Source organism: Flavobacterium coralii (assembly GCF_019891545.1).
In the GTDB taxonomy this organism is placed as follows: domain Bacteria; phylum Bacteroidota; class Bacteroidia; order Flavobacteriales; family Flavobacteriaceae; genus Flavobacterium; species Flavobacterium coralii.
The window spans coordinates 1-15,134 of record NZ_JAHDIU010000004.1 but is presented as its reverse complement, the minus strand read 5'-3'; the positions used below and the strand labels follow the sequence as shown (position 1 = coordinate 15,134).

Annotated in this window: 13 protein-coding genes; 10 read left to right on the top strand and 3 right to left on the bottom strand. The window is 40.7% G+C overall.

Features of this window, described 5'->3' with window-relative positions; all coding sequences use genetic code 11:
* Positions 1 to 13: 13 nt before the first annotated feature.
* Positions 14 to 1,072: an isochorismate synthase gene (locus KJK34_RS07380; RefSeq protein ID WP_223053229.1), complete on the bottom strand. Its 1,059-nt coding sequence runs from the start codon at positions 1,070 to 1,072 to the stop codon at positions 14 to 16.
* Positions 1,073 to 1,087: 15 nt separating this feature from the next.
* A complete protein-coding gene (locus tag KJK34_RS07375; RefSeq protein ID WP_223053228.1) occupies positions 1,088 to 1,516 on the bottom strand; it encodes a hotdog fold thioesterase in 429 nt (142 codons plus the stop codon).
* 164 nt (positions 1,517 to 1,680) lie between these two features.
* Here KJK34_RS07375 and KJK34_RS07370 point away from each other — a divergent pair, with 164 nt between their 5' ends.
* The 5 genes from KJK34_RS07370 to KJK34_RS07350 all read left to right on the top strand — a co-directional run bounded on the left by KJK34_RS07370 (position 1,681) and on the right by KJK34_RS07350 (position 9,737).
* Positions 1,681 to 3,270: a choice-of-anchor Q domain-containing protein gene (locus KJK34_RS07370; RefSeq protein WP_223053227.1), complete on the top strand. Its 1,590-nt coding sequence runs from the start codon at positions 1,681 to 1,683 to the stop codon at positions 3,268 to 3,270.
* Between the two features lie 66 nt (positions 3,271 to 3,336).
* Positions 3,337 to 3,903: a DUF1579 domain-containing protein gene (locus tag KJK34_RS07365; RefSeq protein ID WP_223053226.1), complete on the top strand. Its 567-nt coding sequence runs from the start codon at positions 3,337 to 3,339 to the stop codon at positions 3,901 to 3,903.
* 269 nt (positions 3,904 to 4,172) lie between these two features.
* Positions 4,173 to 4,832 carry a DUF7151 family protein gene (locus tag KJK34_RS07360; RefSeq protein WP_223053225.1) on the top strand — a complete coding sequence of 220 codons (660 nt, stop codon included), beginning with the start codon at positions 4,173 to 4,175 and terminating at the stop codon, positions 4,830 to 4,832.
* Positions 4,833 to 4,920: 88 nt separating this feature from the next.
* Positions 4,921 to 8,598, top strand: a complete 3,678-nt coding sequence (gene purL, locus KJK34_RS07355) for a phosphoribosylformylglycinamidine synthase (RefSeq protein WP_223053224.1) — start codon at positions 4,921 to 4,923, stop codon at positions 8,596 to 8,598.
* A gap of 245 nt (positions 8,599 to 8,843) precedes the next feature.
* Complete coding sequence (locus KJK34_RS07350; protein ID WP_223053223.1) at positions 8,844 to 9,737, top strand: hypothetical protein; 894 nt, start codon at positions 8,844 to 8,846, stop codon at positions 9,735 to 9,737.
* A gap of 42 nt (positions 9,738 to 9,779) precedes the next feature.
* Here the strand turns inward: KJK34_RS07350 and KJK34_RS07345 are convergent, their stop codons facing one another.
* Positions 9,780 to 10,175 (bottom strand): hypothetical protein, encoded by a 396-nt coding sequence (locus tag KJK34_RS07345; RefSeq protein ID WP_223053222.1) that lies wholly within the window; start codon positions 10,173 to 10,175, stop codon positions 9,780 to 9,782.
* Between the two features lie 266 nt (positions 10,176 to 10,441).
* Here KJK34_RS07345 and KJK34_RS07340 point away from each other — a divergent pair, with 266 nt between their 5' ends.
* From KJK34_RS07340 to KJK34_RS07320, 5 genes are all read left to right on the top strand, one after another.
* Positions 10,442 to 12,220, top strand: coding sequence for an AMP-dependent synthetase/ligase (locus KJK34_RS07340; RefSeq protein ID WP_223053221.1), 1,779 nt, complete (start codon positions 10,442 to 10,444; stop codon positions 12,218 to 12,220).
* A gap of 70 nt (positions 12,221 to 12,290) precedes the next feature.
* Positions 12,291 to 13,406, top strand: coding sequence for a hypothetical protein (locus KJK34_RS07335; RefSeq protein WP_223053220.1), 1,116 nt, complete (start codon positions 12,291 to 12,293; stop codon positions 13,404 to 13,406).
* Positions 13,407 to 13,464: 58 nt separating this feature from the next.
* The gene (locus KJK34_RS07330; protein ID WP_223053219.1) at positions 13,465 to 14,022 is read left to right on the top strand and encodes a hypothetical protein; all 558 of its coding nucleotides are present in this window, start codon (positions 13,465 to 13,467) and stop codon (positions 14,020 to 14,022) included.
* A 233-nt stretch (positions 14,023 to 14,255) separates the two neighbouring features.
* Entirely contained in the window at positions 14,256 to 14,525 is a 270-nt protein-coding gene (locus KJK34_RS07325) for a hypothetical protein (protein ID WP_223053218.1), read from the top strand.
* Positions 14,526 to 14,593: 68 nt separating this feature from the next.
* A complete protein-coding gene (locus tag KJK34_RS07320) occupies positions 14,594 to 14,884 on the top strand; it encodes a hypothetical protein (RefSeq protein ID WP_223053217.1) in 291 nt (96 codons plus the stop codon).
* Positions 14,885 to 15,134: the final 250 nt, after the last annotated feature.

Below are 15,134 nucleotides of genomic sequence, written 5' to 3'. Positions count from 1 at the left end.
TGAGCAGGAGGTGTTATAAAACCCTGCGCATGGTAATGCTTTTATTTACGGTTTCAAGAAATTCTTTTTCAGGGTTACTGTCTTTTGTAATACCGCAGCCAATAAACAATTGAGTAGTGCTATCCTTAATTTTCATGCAGCGCAGGTTTACAAACAAATCCGATTTATCCTGTTGTCCGCTCGCAAAATCCGTATTAAGTTCCCCCAGAAAACCGGAGTAAAATTCCCTGTTATAGCCTTCGTTTTCTTTCAGGAAAACAGCCGCTTCATCTTTGGGCATCCCACACACGGCTGGAGTAGGGTGCAGTTTTTTAATTACATCGCTTAGCGCAATATCATTTTTTAATTGTGCTGTTATATCTGTTTTTATATGGACAATGTTGCCTGCATGAAATGTATATGGGCTGGTGGCAGTAATATTTGTACAGCTTTCCTGTAATGCTTGTGTGATATAATCGGTAACAATTTGTTGCTCTTCCTGCTCTTTTTCCTGCCATACGGCTTCTTTTTCGGCGTTATATACCTGTGTACCCGCAAGTGCAACAGTATGTATTTTATCATTATTTGCCTGCAGTAATTGTTCAGGCGTTGCGCCCATCCAAAGCCCTGTTGCTTCAGAATAAAAGCAATATCTAAAAGCATTTGGGTAAGCCGATAGCAGTCTCCTGAAAATTGTAGCAACATCTGTATCGGTCTCAACCGTTTCTGTGCGTGAGGCTACCAGTTTGGTGAAAGTATTGCTTTTAATAGCAGTAACACATTTTGCCACTAACTCTTCAAAAGCCGCTTTTGCAGTTGCATCAATAGTAAATTCGGGTGCAGATGGAATTTCTGCTAAAGGCAAATCTATATGTTGAGTTAGTACCTCACATTCCGCTGCGGGTAAAAAAACAGCTTCATCTCTGGAGAATGGTGCAAAAACAAAGCCTTTGCCACTCAAATCAGTTGTGGTTTCTATGCTGTTTTTACTGCCAAACAAACCTGTAACAACACTTGCTCCCGGTTTGCAATACACAGCAAAAGGCAGTTGGTTTTCAAGATGATCTTTAATTTTATCTGTTAATTCAGTCATTGTAAAATAGGGGAGTTAACTCTTTTTGCGCGGCAGCACCATGTTGGTTATTTTGCATAAGGAGATAAGCCTTCCTTCTTCGTCGGTAATTTTTACCTCCCACAGGTGCAGGCTGCGCCCCTGGTGCACAATACGGGCTGTACCCGTAACTATACCATCGCGCTTGCTGCGCAAATGGTTTGCCGATATTTCTATACCGCGCACCTCCTGTAACTCCGGGTTTACGAACAGTAAAGATGCCGCACTGCCCACGCTTTCTGCCAGTGCTACAGTTGCTCCGCCATGCAAAAGTCCCATTGGCTGGTGCACCCGAGGGTTAACAGGCATCTTAGCTTCAAGAAAGCCTTCGCCTGCATCGGTATAAACAATTTCAAGAGTTTGCATCAGGGTATTATTGCTATAGCGGTTGCACATTTCAAGCGCTTTTTCTTTATCAAATGCCATAAGGGTATCCAGTTATTTTAAGAAGCGTAAAAATACAAAAAATCAGTAAGGCGTGCAGGTTTATGCAGGTGTTAAGACTAAAACACCCAAACAGGCGTTACAATCAAAATGATATACTGTTATTTACAGGAAATAGCTACTTTTACCAAAAATAATTAATTGCTATGCGATATTGTGTACTCTTTGTTATTGCTGCTTTAGCGCTGCTTACAGCTTCATGCCGTAACGATTTTGAATTTGAACCCAGCACGGGCGACCTTTCATTTTCGCGCGATACGGTTTACCTTGACACCGTATTTACCAACATAGGCTCCAGTACTTACACGCTAAAAGTGTACAATCGCAGTAATAAAGATATAAGCATACCGAGCATACGCCTCGGGCAGGGCGAAGACTCTAAATACCGCCTTATGGTAGACGGCATGCCGGGCAAGGTATTCAACAATGTAGAGCTGCTGGCAAAGGACAGTATGTATATATTTATTGAAACTACAATAGATTACAGCGAGTACGCTAACGACAATACTACATTTTTATATACTGACAGGATAGAGTTTGATAACGGCTCCAATTACCAGAAGGTAGAACTGGTAACACTTGTTCAGGATGCTTATTTCCTGTTTCCGCAACGTAACGAGCAGGGGCAGTATGAGGCAGTGCGGTACGACAGCGATGATAATCCGGGCGACCCGGTTTTTTTGAGAGGCTTTAACCTTGACCGTAATGACCCTAATAATGGCGATGAATACCGCTGGAACAACACCAAGCCTTATGTTATTTATGGGATAGCGACAGTGCCTGATGGCGAAACGCTTACGGTAGACCCGGGGGCACGAATACATTTTCATGACGAATCGGGGCTTATGGTACGCCCGGGTGCGAGGCTTGTTATAAACGGTGCCCCGTCGGCTGACCCTGAAGTACTGGAAAACGAAGTGATTTTTGAAGGCGACAGGCTTGAGCCTGATTTTGCAGATATAGCAGGGCAATGGTTCGGTATTTTACTGATGTCAGGCGAAGAGAATACTGTAAGCAACCTTACACTAAAAAACGCTACTGTCGGCATTTATGCCAAAGCCCCGCAGGGCGATGATACCACAATACCGAAGCTCACCATTACCAACTCGCAGATTTACAATAACCGCAACTTTTGTATATGGGCAGTTAATGCCAATATCAGCGGAACTAACCTTGCGGCTAATAACGCCGGGGTAGCCTCGCTTGCCTGCACACTGGGCGGTACCTATAGCTTTAAGCACTGCACCTTTGCAAACTATTTTAATAATTTTAACCAGGTGCCTGTTGCGCTTAACGATTATGAAGAAAGGCCGGATGCGGTTTATATAGCGGCAATGGATGCGCAGTTCGATAACTGCATTATGTATGGTTCGGGCAACTTAGGGCTTTCGTCAGAGCGCAGGGCAGAAGAGCCTTTCAGCACAAGGTTTAACAACTGCCTCATTAAAATTGTTGACAGCGCCAACCGTTTGCGCAACAACAGCCTGTATCCGTTTGATGGTAATGTACCTGAACTTGCGGCTTATAACGATGGGTGCATTATAGCAAACGGCTTTAGTATTACGCCTGATTTTACAGCGCCGTTTGATAATGTGCTAACACTGGGCGAAGATTCCGATGCTATTGATGCGGCTGTAAACATTGGTATTATTACTGATATAACAACTGCTGTAAGGCCAAACCCCTCAACAGGAATTCCTGATATTGGTGCTTATGAATATTATGCTGCCGAATAGTAAATTCTTATAAAACGGGAACCTTTTTTTCATATTTTTAACGCAACAAACGCTAAACAATTAAATATGAAAAAAATGTACACCTTAGCTTTGCTTGCCGTTGGCATGCTTAGCTTTAACGCAAATGCGCAAACAGAGGAAGAGAAGGCCTGGATGGCTTACATGACTCCTGGACAGCAACACCAGCTATTGGCGGAAGAAACAGGTAACTGGGATTGTGAGATGAAATTCTGGATGGTACCTGGTGCTCCCCCGGAAACCTACAAATCTGTAGCGGACATAAAAATGGTAATGGGCGGGCGTTATCAGGAAGGCCGTTATTCGGGCAGTATGATGGGTATGCCGTTTGAGGGCTTAAGCACGGTAGCTTATGATAATGCAGCAAAAAAATTCATTTCTACATGGGTAGATAACATGGGTACCGGTATGATGGTAATGTACGGCAACCTGTCTAAAGACGGTAAGACAATAACATTTAACGGTGAAATGACCGACCCAATGACCGGCAAACCATGCAAAGTGCGTGAGGTCTATACTATTGTAGATAAAAATACCCGCAAGCTCGAAATGTTTGATACCAAAGATGGTAAAGAAGTGAAGAGCATGGAGATTGTAATGAAGAGAAGAGCTTAAAATAAATACTAAAATCCGGCCATAGTGCCGGATTTTTATTAGTATCATTGGAAGTGTTGAGTAAGCCTGATGTAGCTGTTACAGCCGAGAGCCTCTTACCGAAGCACACAGGCTGGCATTATAAAACCTTTTGCAGCAAACTGCTGGCGATGAAGGAAAATTTAATATAATGATAATTAGGATATGCTGTTGGCAAAGTATTAATTTGTGATTTAGCGTAATTGTTAAATATTTATATCTAATTAAATCTAATAAATTAAAAAATTACTATGAAAACAAATCATGGCTATTACATTAAAAGTAAAATTTTATTATTAACATCAGTTTTATTTTTTGCCTGCGATGGTGAAGATGGTGCAGCTGGTATGAACTCTCTTATGTCAACAGAAATTGAAGTGGCGGGCTCAAATTGCTTGAACGGAGGTATAAAAGTTAATACAGGTTTAGATAGTAACAGAAATAATGTTCTCGATGGTGAAGAAATACAGACTACAGATTACTTATGTAATGGAAGTGGTGGTGCAGGTACAGTTGAACTGGATAACTTAGTTCGTATTAATTTAGGGTCGCCGGACTTTGCAGTTTGTGGTACCGAATGGCAATATACAGAGCATAACAGTTGGCAACTACATGATTTCAATAAAATGGACTTCCAGAATGTAAAGTCAATATTATTTGTTCCATCAATAGTATGTTATGACGAAGGAAGTTCGACTACATTAGAACTATTTAATCTTACAGATAATGTTCCAATTGCAAATACTGAGCTGACACACAATAACACCAATTTTGTTTTCCACTATTCAGAAAATATTTATGATTATCTTCCTGACTATCCTATTTCTCTTTGTATAAGGGTGAAAAATAAAACTGAAGATAGTTGTGGAGGCACTGGTACGTTTTCATATTTATATATACTAAGAGAATAATTAATGCACCATTGTATATAGAAAATCATTTCCAAATCATCAAATTAATAGTTATTTTTGCGCTTTCAACAACATAACTACATAACTGATGATCCATTTCTTCGGAAACCAGACCAATACTGTTTTTGCGGTGCAGTCGCAAAACGAGCTTTCGGCAGAAGATGTACAAAAATTAAACTGGCTTTTTGGCAACGCACATAAAATAGAAAAATCCGTCCTGACGGATTTTTTTGTTGGCCCGCGTGCCGCCATGATAACCCCCTGGAGTACCAACGCTGTAGAAATTACTCAGAATATGGGCATAAGCGGTATTGTGCGTATAGAGGAATTCCATAAAACAGAGGAAAGCTTTACAGGTTTCGACCCTATGCTTTCGCAGAAGTATAAAGAGCTTAACCAGGATATATTTACCATCAACATTCAGCCCGAAGCCATACTTGAGGTTACCGATATAGCGGCTTATAATGAAAAAGAGGGGCTTGCCCTGAGTGCAGAAGAGGTTGACTACCTGCGCAACCTTTCTGAAAAGCTGGGCAGGAACTTAACAGACAGCGAGGTTTTCGGCTTTAGCCAGGTCAATTCAGAGCATTGCCGCCACAAAATATTTAACGGCACATTTGTTATTGATGGCGAAGAAAAACCATCTTCATTATTCAAGCTGATTAAAAAAACAAGCCAGGAAAATCCTAATGATATTGTTTCGGCCTATAAAGATAACGTTGCTTTTATTAAAGGCCCGCGCGTAGAGCAGTTTGCCCCTAAAAGCGCAGACAAGCCCGACTTTTACGAAACCAGACCGTTTGATTCGGTAATATCTATAAAGGCGGAAACCCATAACTTCCCCACAACCGTAGAGCCGTTTAACGGTGCGGCAACAGGCAGTGGCGGCGAAATACGCGACAGGCTTGCCGGTGGGCAGGGCTCACTGCCATTAGCAGGAACAGCGGTTTACATGACATCATACTCGCGCCTTGAAGAGAACCGCCCGTGGGAGAAAGGCATGGAAGAGCGCAAGTGGCTTTACCAGACACCGATGGATATCCTTATAAAAGCCTCTAACGGCGCATCTGACTTTGGTAATAAATTCGGGCAGCCGCTGATTGCCGGTTCGGTGCTTACCTTCGAGCATAAAGAAGATGCCCGTAAACTGGGCTTTGATAAAGTGATTATGCTGGCAGGCGGTATAGGCTATGGCAAAGAAGACCAGAGTAAAAAACAAAAACCCAAAGAAGGCGATAAAGTAGTGATACTTGGCGGAGAGAATTACCGCATCGGTATGGGTGGCGCTGCGGTTTCATCTGCCGATACGGGTGAATTTAGTACAGGCATAGAGCTTAACGCAATACAACGTTCTAACCCCGAAATGCAGAAGCGCGCCGCAAATGCAGTACGCGGGCTGGTAGAGAGCGATAACAACCCAATAGTTTCTATACATGACCACGGCGCAGGCGGTCACCTTAATTGCCTTAGCGAACTGGTAGAGGAAACAGGCGGTTTAATTGACCTTGACAAACTGCCGGTTGGCGACCCAACGCTTTCGGCAAAAGAGATAATCGGTAACGAGAGCCAGGAACGTATGGGGCTTGTTATCGGTGCAAAAGATATTGATATACTGCAACGCATTGCCGACCGCGAGCGTTCGCCAATGTACACCGTAGGCGATGTAACGGGCGACCACAGGTTTACGTTTAAAAGTGCAACCACAGGTGCCAAGCCAATGGATTTTGCCCTTGAGGATATGTTTGGCTCGTCACCAAAAACCATAATGACCGATAAAACCGTAACGGCAAATTATGACGCTCCGCAATACGATAAAAATAAAATTCACGAATACCTTAACCAGGTATTGCAGCTTGAAGCTGTTGCCTGTAAAGACTGGCTTACTAATAAAGTAGACCGCTGTGTTGGTGGCCGCGTTGCCAAACAACAATGTGCCGGGCCGCTGCAATTGCCACTAAATAATGTGGGCGTTATGGCGCTCGATTTTAATGGTAAGGAAGGTGTTGCCACATCAATAGGGCACTCGCCGGTATCGGCACTGGTAGATCCTGTGGCGGGCAGCCGTAATTCTATAGGTGAAGCATTAAGCAATATAGTATTTGCTCCGCTTAAAGACGGTTTAAAAAGTGTATCGCTTTCTGCCAACTGGATGTGGGCATGTAAAAATGAAGGCGAAGATGCAAGGCTTTATGAAGCGGTACAGGGTTGCAGTGATTTTGCCATAGAATTGGGTATAAACATCCCAACAGGTAAAGACTCGCTCAGTATGAAGCAGAAGTACCCTGATGGCGATGTTATTGCACCAGGTACTGTTATTATATCGGCAGCGGGTAATTGTAATGATATTACCAAAGTAGTAGAGCCTGTACTAAAGAGAAACGGCGGTAACATTTACTATATCAATCTTAGTAACGACAGCTTTAAGCTGGGCGGCTCAAGCTTTGCACAGGTACTGAATAAAGTAGGTAACGAAGTGCCGACCATTACCGATGCAGCTAAGTTTAAAACAGCTTTCAATACCCTGCAAAAATTAATTAAAGAAGGTAAAATTGTAGCAGGGCATGATATTGGAAGCGGCGGACTTATTACTACGCTTTTGGAAATGAGCTTTGCAGAAGTAAACCTGGGCGCCGAATATGACCTTACTGCACTTAATGAGGCAGATACCGTAAAGGCTTTGTTTGCTGAAAATATTGCTGTTGTGGTTCAGGCTGATGCCGCTGTAGAAACAGTGTTTACAGCTAATGGTATTAACTTTACAAAAATAGGTGCGCCTAAAGAGGGAGATACGGTAACCGTTAAGAATGGGGATGATATACTGACTTTTGATATTGCAGAAACACGCGATACATGGTTTGAAACATCATACTTATTAGACCAGAAGCAAAGTGGTGAGCAAAAAGCAAAAGAGCGTTATGTGAATTATAAAACACAGCCGCTGGTTTACAAATTCCCGGAACATTTTACAGGTAAAATTCTCTCCCCTCTCTCTGGGAGAGGGGCCGGGGGTGAGGCTCCAAGGCCAAAGGCAGCAATCATCCGTGAAAAGGGAAGTAACTCAGAGCGCGAAATGGCAAACGCCATGTACCTTGCAGGGTTTGATGTGAAAGACGTACACATGACCGATCTTATCAGCGGGCGCGAAACACTGGAGGATATACAGTTCATCGGTGCGGTGGGTGGTTTCTCTAATAGTGATGTGCTTGGTTCGGCTAAGGGCTGGGCGGGTGCGTTTTTGTATAACGAAAAAGCAAAGGCTGCCCTTGATAATTTCTTTAAGCGCGAGGATACCCTTTCGGTTGGTATCTGTAACGGCTGCCAGTTGTTTATAGAGCTTGGACTTATAAACCCCGACCATGAGCAGAAGCCCCGCATGCTGCATAACGACAGCCGCAAGCACGAGAGTGGTTTTACATCGGTTAAGGTGCAGGAAAATAATTCGGTTATGCTAAATACGCTTGCAGGTAGCACCCTTGGCGTGTGGATAAGCCACGGCGAGGGCAGGTTTGACCTGCCGTATGAGGAAGACAAATACAGTATTGTTGCTAAATATGCCTATAACGGCTACCCGGCCAACCCTAACGGAAGCCACTTTGATATTGCCATGATGTGCAGTAACGATGGTCGCCACCTGGTAATGATGCCGCACATAGAGCGCTCTATGTTCCAGTGGAACTGGGCGTACTACCCGGAAGGCCGCAATGATGAAGTTTCACCGTGGCACGAAGCCTTTGTTAATGCCCGTAAGTGGATTGAGAACAGGTAATTTGCCAATTTGGAAATTTGAAAATGAAAGGGGCTGTCTCAAAAGTGCTTTTACCAGCATTTTGTCATTCCGACGATAGGAGGAATCTTAACGAAATCAACCATTTAAGATTCTTCACTCGCTATCGCTTCGTTCTGAATGACACTTTTGAGACAGCCCCTTTTTATTTAAATCACCTTTAATGGGTATTGATTGTGTTTTTAGTAAAGAATACCTTTATATCCTAACCTAAAAACATGCCAATCATGGAAACTCCACGTATTAAAATTGAAGAGATTGTTGAAACCTTAAAAGCTCAATTTCAGCAGAAAATTGAGGAAATTAAGCAAAGTAGTGCAAGAGAAATGGACGAGATTGAGGATGGTAATCCTGATCCTTCCCAAGTTGAAGCCATTTTAAACTTTACTTTCGATATTAAATGGAAAACTACATCAATAAAATTTGATGTTCCACAGTTTTCAATGAAAACGGAATCAATAAAATTTGATCTTCCAGAAATACGAATGGAAACTGAAAGTATAAAGTTTGATGTACCGAGAACCCGAATGGTGTTAAAATGTGTTATTAAGAATCCGTTTGGCGGTTGTGTCATGAAAACTAAGGTTCCTGAAGTTTATATGCATACGGTTGAGATAAAAACCGATATACCTAAAATTACAAGTAAACTTGTGGAAATAAAACTTGATTTGCCTGAAATAAGAATGGAGCCAGTTGAGATAAAGATTGATTTACCACAATTTTACCTCAAGAAGCTTGATGCACAAATTGAAGAACAGGAAGAGAAAGCCCGTAAATTATCAAATCAAATGACATCTGAAATATCTGCAGAAGAAACTAAGTTTAGGTTTAATCTGCAGAAAGAGTTATCTTCTGAAATTGACAAGCTATTTGAAGATATGATAAATGAACTACTATTACAAAGAGAAGGTATATGTAAACAGTATGATGATGCTATAGCAAAGATGAAGTCGTCGATAAAAACATTGAAGGAAAATAATGCTAATGATAAAGTTAAAGAACTTGAAGCGCAACTTGATAAAATCGTAAAAGATTATAGTAATATTCTGAACGAATTTGACAGTTCATTACAGCAAATTTATGATCAAAAGGCAACTACAATTGCAGACTTAAACTTCTAATAAAATAAAGCCCTGCAATTGCGGGGCTTTATTTTATTTATTTTAATTACTTCTCAAACGCGGCACCATAACACTACGCCTGCCCTGCATAATACTGATTCTTTGTTTTGGTGTGGCATTATACCACATTGTGAATAAAGCCTGATTTTCATTGTACAACTGCCTGAAGATTTGCACAAAACTAAATATCAGGTTAAAAGCTTCCTGCTTAGAAGAAAATTTTGTTTCAGGCTGCTCTTTCTTTAGCTTACTGATTATCGCCGAAGTGACATCTCCTTCGCCTTTTTGCTTGGTATACAATCTGCCATATTCATTAAAAAAACCGGGATAAGTTTTTTCAGTTAAAGTCTTCATGGCAACTTCAAGTTTTTTAAAAGTCGGAGAAGCATACATTTCAGAATATAACTTTTCGGCTTCTGCCAGCTGTTCTTTACTCACGCCTTTAGTATTTTGAGCATTTATTACTGTTGTAAGGGAAAGACAGAGGATAATCAGATATTTCATTATTTTTTAGTCTGCGTAAAAATATAAAATTGTGATGTATTGCAAGCAAAACATCTGGCTTTATTACGGCTATAACTTTACTATGAGAATGTTATAAATAAAAGATGTATAATGTATTTCTGAATATATTATTCAAAATGTAATATATTGCTTTATAAAATATATTTTCCTAATTTGCATAAAGTAAATCATGTAAATATATGACAACCATCACACGCCTTTTTGATTTTCCGTACTACCAGCTCGAAAAATATAACCTGCCTGAGGCACTGGTTACTAAGTATGGTAATGAATGGGTTAAAACTTCTACAAAGGAGTATCTCGATAAAGCAAATGCCTTTTCGCGCGGACTGTTGCGCATGGGCGTTAATAAAGATGATAAAATAGCCGTAATATCTTCTAACAACCGCACTGAGTGGAATATTGTTGATATCGGGATATTACAGACAGGGGCGCAAAACGTTCCGGTTTATCCTACCATATCAGAAGAAGATTACGAATACATACTTAACCATTGCGGCGCGGTATATTGCATTGTTTCTGATGAAGAGCTGTACACCAAACTGATGTCTATACGCCACAATCTTACAGGGTTGAAAGAGATATATTCCTTTAATACCATAAACGGCTGCAAAAACTGGAGCGAAATACTGGAGCTTGGCAAAGACGAAAGCAACCAGCAGGAAGTTGAGGCCATAAAAAATAGTATTACCGAAAATGACCTTGCTACTGTAATATATACTTCGGGTACTACAGGCAGGCCAAAGGGTGTAATGCTTTCGCACAAGAACATCACTTCAGATGTATTAATGAGTGCTGAAAGGGTTCCTTTTGAAGCGGGTAAATTCAGGGCGCTGAGCTTTTTGCCGGTGTGCCATATTTACGAGCGTATGATATTGTACCTGTACCAGTACTATGGCGTATCTATATATTTTGCCGAATCTATCGAAAAAGTAAGCGATAATATTAAAGAAGCCACACCAGATGTTATTACGGCAGTGCCGAGGCTTCTTGAAAAAGTATATGACAAGATTATTGCCAAAGGCTCTGACCTTACCGGAATTAAAAAAGCACTTTTCTTTTGGGCTGTTGAGGTAGGGCTTAAGTATGAGCCTTATGGCGCCAACGGCCCGATATATGCCGCAAAATTGTGGTTGGCACGAAAGCTTATCTTCAGCAAATGGAAGGCAGGCTTAGGTGGCAGGCTTGGTCTTATGGTGTCGGGTAGCGCGGCCATACAGCCACGCCTTGCAAGGGTATTTGCCGCAGCAGGCATACCCGTTATGGAAGGCTACGGCCTTACCGAAACCTCTCCCGTTATCGCGGTTAACGACGAGCGTAATGGTGGTTTCCGCATTGGTACTGTGGGCAGGCCGCTTAAAGGTGTTGAGGTTAAAATTGCCCAGGATGGCGAAATACTTTGCAAAGGCCCTAATGTAATGATGGGGTATTTTAAAGATGAAGAAAAAACAAATGAGGTAATTATAGACGGTTATTTTCATACCGGAGATATAGGGGAAATAGATAAAGATGGTTTCCTTAAAATAACCGACAGGAAAAAAGAAATGTTTAAAACAAGCGGTGGTAAGTACATTGCGCCACAGCTTATAGAAAACGCCATGAAACAGTCGCGCTTTATAGAGCAGATAATGGTAATTGGCGACGGGGAGAAAATGCCTGCGGCCTTTATTCAGCCTGATTTTGAGTTTGTAAAGCACTGGGCAGAGCGTAAAGGCATTAATTATGGCAGTACAAACGAAGATCTTATCAATAATCCTGATGTGATTAAAAGGATAGGGGAGGAAGTAGAGGGCATCAACAAGAAGTTCGGCCACTGGGAGCAGGTTAAAAAATTTGAGCTTACACCTAAACCATGGTCGGTAGATGAAGGAGAAATGACACCAACGCTTAAACTGAAGCGTAAAGCTATAAAAGAGAAATACCAAGCTTTATACGATAAAATATACAGGTCGGCATAATCTTTTTCAATGTCTCTGATACATCTTTTCAGTTTAACAGGCTTTAGCTATGCTAAAAAGGCTTTTCAAAATGTTCCGAAGGGAACAACCGCAAACCATATACAGGTGGCGAACGCGGCAGTCGCTCTACCTGTATATTGCAGACGCGCTTGATACTAGCGGAAAGCTGCCTGTAGATTTTGAATTGCCTGAATTATACATATACACCAGTACAGTCACTTCAGTATATTTTCCGGAAGGAGCAGTAGTTCCTGCCGAAAAGATACGTGAGCTGGCAAAACAACTTAAAAAGATTGCCAATACAGGAGATGAAGCAACGGCAGCCGCATTTTTTCAGGATGTTGTTGCTTTACCCGATGTATTAAATGTTATTGATGTATTTCTTGAAGAAATTTCTAACTACGCATTACCTATTGAGCCTTATCTTTTTTCTTTTGCGCACGATATGGCTTTCTGTACAGCACATATCAACAGCGCAAAGTTTGGCATAGCTGTTTTGGGCTTATGCCAAAACCGTATTGTTAGCGATAAGCTTAAGGTTATGGCGGTTTATGAAGAGCTTACCGTTTACAGCACAATTGCATTATTAAACTTATCTGCTAATCCGGAAGATGATCTATTTCATATAGCCGGCAAGCTGCATGGCTGGGGAAAGATAAAACTGGTAAGCCGCCTTGCGGTTGTTTGTAAAAGAGACAAAATAAAAGACTGGCTTATAGCTGAGGGATACAAAAATACAGTAGATAACGGCTACCTTGCCTGCACTTGTGCATTATACGGAGGATTGCATATCAAACTTGGTAAAGATGTTATAGATATTAAATTCTTTAATGAGGCTACAGATATCCTTCAGGCCATGCTGATTGGCAGCCCTTCAGAATGTATAGCTACTTATCCGCATGCAGCCGAGGCAATAACTTCTTATTTGGTGCATGCTACAACCCACGCAAAAGCAATAAAGCATTTTCTTACGGTATCTTACATTAAATTTTACCTTGAGCAGCAGTTAGTAGATACTGACAGGAATAATGGCTGGAATGACAGCACCATAACTAATTCACTTATCAACTGTGCTGCTATTTTAGGTAGCGAGTCATGGAAACAACTTATCAAAAGCATACTCATAAACCCGGATGATTTGTATTATGATGAAGTAAAACAAGCTACCCGTTTTCTGCAATTATAATTTAGGCATAAAATTTGTTTTTCCATCTTTCAATAGCAATAACCAAACACAAAATCTTATGAAAAAACTTTTTACCCTTGCCGCGCTGTCTGCATGCGGCCTGTTGTTTTCGCAGGAAAATGATGATGATGCAGCACTAAAACCGCACACAATATCGGTTCATGCAAATTATTCAGACCCGTCTCAACTCGGGCTTACTTATGAAGCTCCTGATTTTATAACCGGGGAATCTGACTCCAGTACAATAATAAACCTGTCGTACGGAAGCATGAATTATGATGCTGATGTTTTTGATATAGACGGAACCGGTTTTGTTCTTGAATTCGGAAGCAGGTCTTATTATAATAAGTCTAATACAAGGCAGGGATTCTACTCGGCAAATTACCTAACCTACGGTAATATAAAATTTGATGAAGATGATTTTGAAGGCAACTACAGTTACTTTTCTTTCTTTTCACCCGAAATTGGATATAAAATATTTTTAGGAGATTTCTCTATAGACCCGTCCATAGGTGCCATGTGGAAAATCGAGATAAAAGGCAGTGGCGATGTAGATAACCGTTATACTGACGAGTGGGCCGTGCGGGCAGGTATTCGCATAGGTTACAGTTTTTAAATCATTAAAATAAAATAACTGTCTCAAAATGCTTTTAAATCTATAGTGTTCAATCTAACGAAAGATTAAATATTGATGAGGTTTTTATCCTTTTTTTTAAAAAATCACATTTTGAGACAGCCATTATTTATAAAACAAATTATTGCTTAAAAATAATGTTCCTTTATCATTAAAATTGAGAGATATATCTATTTTTGTTAATTCAAATTTTAAATAGATAGTAATCACTTAATATGGGATCATCGGTAAGTACAATACTTCTGGTATTTAAAGTTCATAGCCGTCATGCGGATGTAGTGAAGCAGCTCGAAAAAAAAGGATATATGGACAGGTGGGGCGAAATGTCTAACAATAAAGTGCATCTGCTGCCATCTAACACACTTTGGCACAATTTTAAAACCCCGGACGCAGCACTTTTAGACCTTAAAAATGTATGCACATCACTCAATATACTTATAGAAAGTGCAGTTGCAGTATATGCCACACAATTTACCGGCATTTAACAAAAGAAAAAAACTACAAAAAATAAGTTAAAAATTTTTCTAATTTAGCAGCGTAAAAACAAATACCAATGTTTGATTACGAGAAATTAGAAAAGGAGCTTGAAGAAGCATGCGAATTGGTAAATCAAAAATTCGTGCAACGTTTTAACGACGGTGCATATATATCTGTAAGAGGTGCGAAGCTTGATGCTTTTATAGACGAGTTGCAAAAAGAGTTTGAGCAGGCTGCCGAAACATTTATATATAAAAGAAACTTGCAGGACAACCCCGAGGCTAAAAAAAGGGTTTTAACCATCACCAAACTCTATGCAAAGAACTGTATTGAGCAGTTCAGTAAAATTACAGGAGATACCGCCTGATTTTTTTTCACCTGCATTTACTGGTATTTCAGCGAGTTACGGATTAAGGTTAAAAAAACATTAAAAAAAGGTGTTTAAAAGTTTGGAAAAGGCAAAAAAGGGCCTACTTTTGCACCCGCAATAAAGCCATAAGGCGTATCACTGAACTCCAAAACAACATATGGATTAGGTGAAGTAATCAAGGCAACGTTCACACACAAACTGATAATAAAAGAAGCGGCAAAAGCAAAGAAATGCCCTGAAAAAAAGT

Coding starts and splice junctions, on each gene's coding strand:
- KJK34_RS07360 (WP_223053225.1), top strand. CDS start 4,173: ATGAAAACAAATCATGGCTATTACATTAAAAGTAAAATTTTATTATTA.
- KJK34_RS07365 (WP_223053226.1), top strand. CDS start 3,337: ATGAAAAAAATGTACACCTTAGCTTTGCTTGCCGTTGGCATGCTTAGC.
- KJK34_RS07375 (WP_223053228.1), bottom strand. CDS start 1,516: ATGGCATTTGATAAAGAAAAAGCGCTTGAAATGTGCAACCGCTATAGC.
- KJK34_RS07330 (WP_223053219.1), top strand. CDS start 13,465: ATGAAAAAACTTTTTACCCTTGCCGCGCTGTCTGCATGCGGCCTGTTG.
- KJK34_RS07380 (WP_223053229.1), bottom strand. CDS start 1,072: ATGACTGAATTAACAGATAAAATTAAAGATCATCTTGAAAACCAACTG.
- KJK34_RS07325 (WP_223053218.1), top strand. CDS start 14,256: ATGGGATCATCGGTAAGTACAATACTTCTGGTATTTAAAGTTCATAGC.
- KJK34_RS07320 (WP_223053217.1), top strand. CDS start 14,594: ATGTTTGATTACGAGAAATTAGAAAAGGAGCTTGAAGAAGCATGCGAA.
- KJK34_RS07340 (WP_223053221.1), top strand. CDS start 10,442: ATGACAACCATCACACGCCTTTTTGATTTTCCGTACTACCAGCTCGAA.
- purL (WP_223053224.1), top strand. CDS start 4,921: ATGATCCATTTCTTCGGAAACCAGACCAATACTGTTTTTGCGGTGCAG.
- KJK34_RS07370 (WP_223053227.1), top strand. CDS start 1,681: ATGCGATATTGTGTACTCTTTGTTATTGCTGCTTTAGCGCTGCTTACA.
- KJK34_RS07335 (WP_223053220.1), top strand. CDS start 12,291: ATGTTCCGAAGGGAACAACCGCAAACCATATACAGGTGGCGAACGCGG.
- KJK34_RS07350 (WP_223053223.1), top strand. CDS start 8,844: ATGGAAACTCCACGTATTAAAATTGAAGAGATTGTTGAAACCTTAAAA.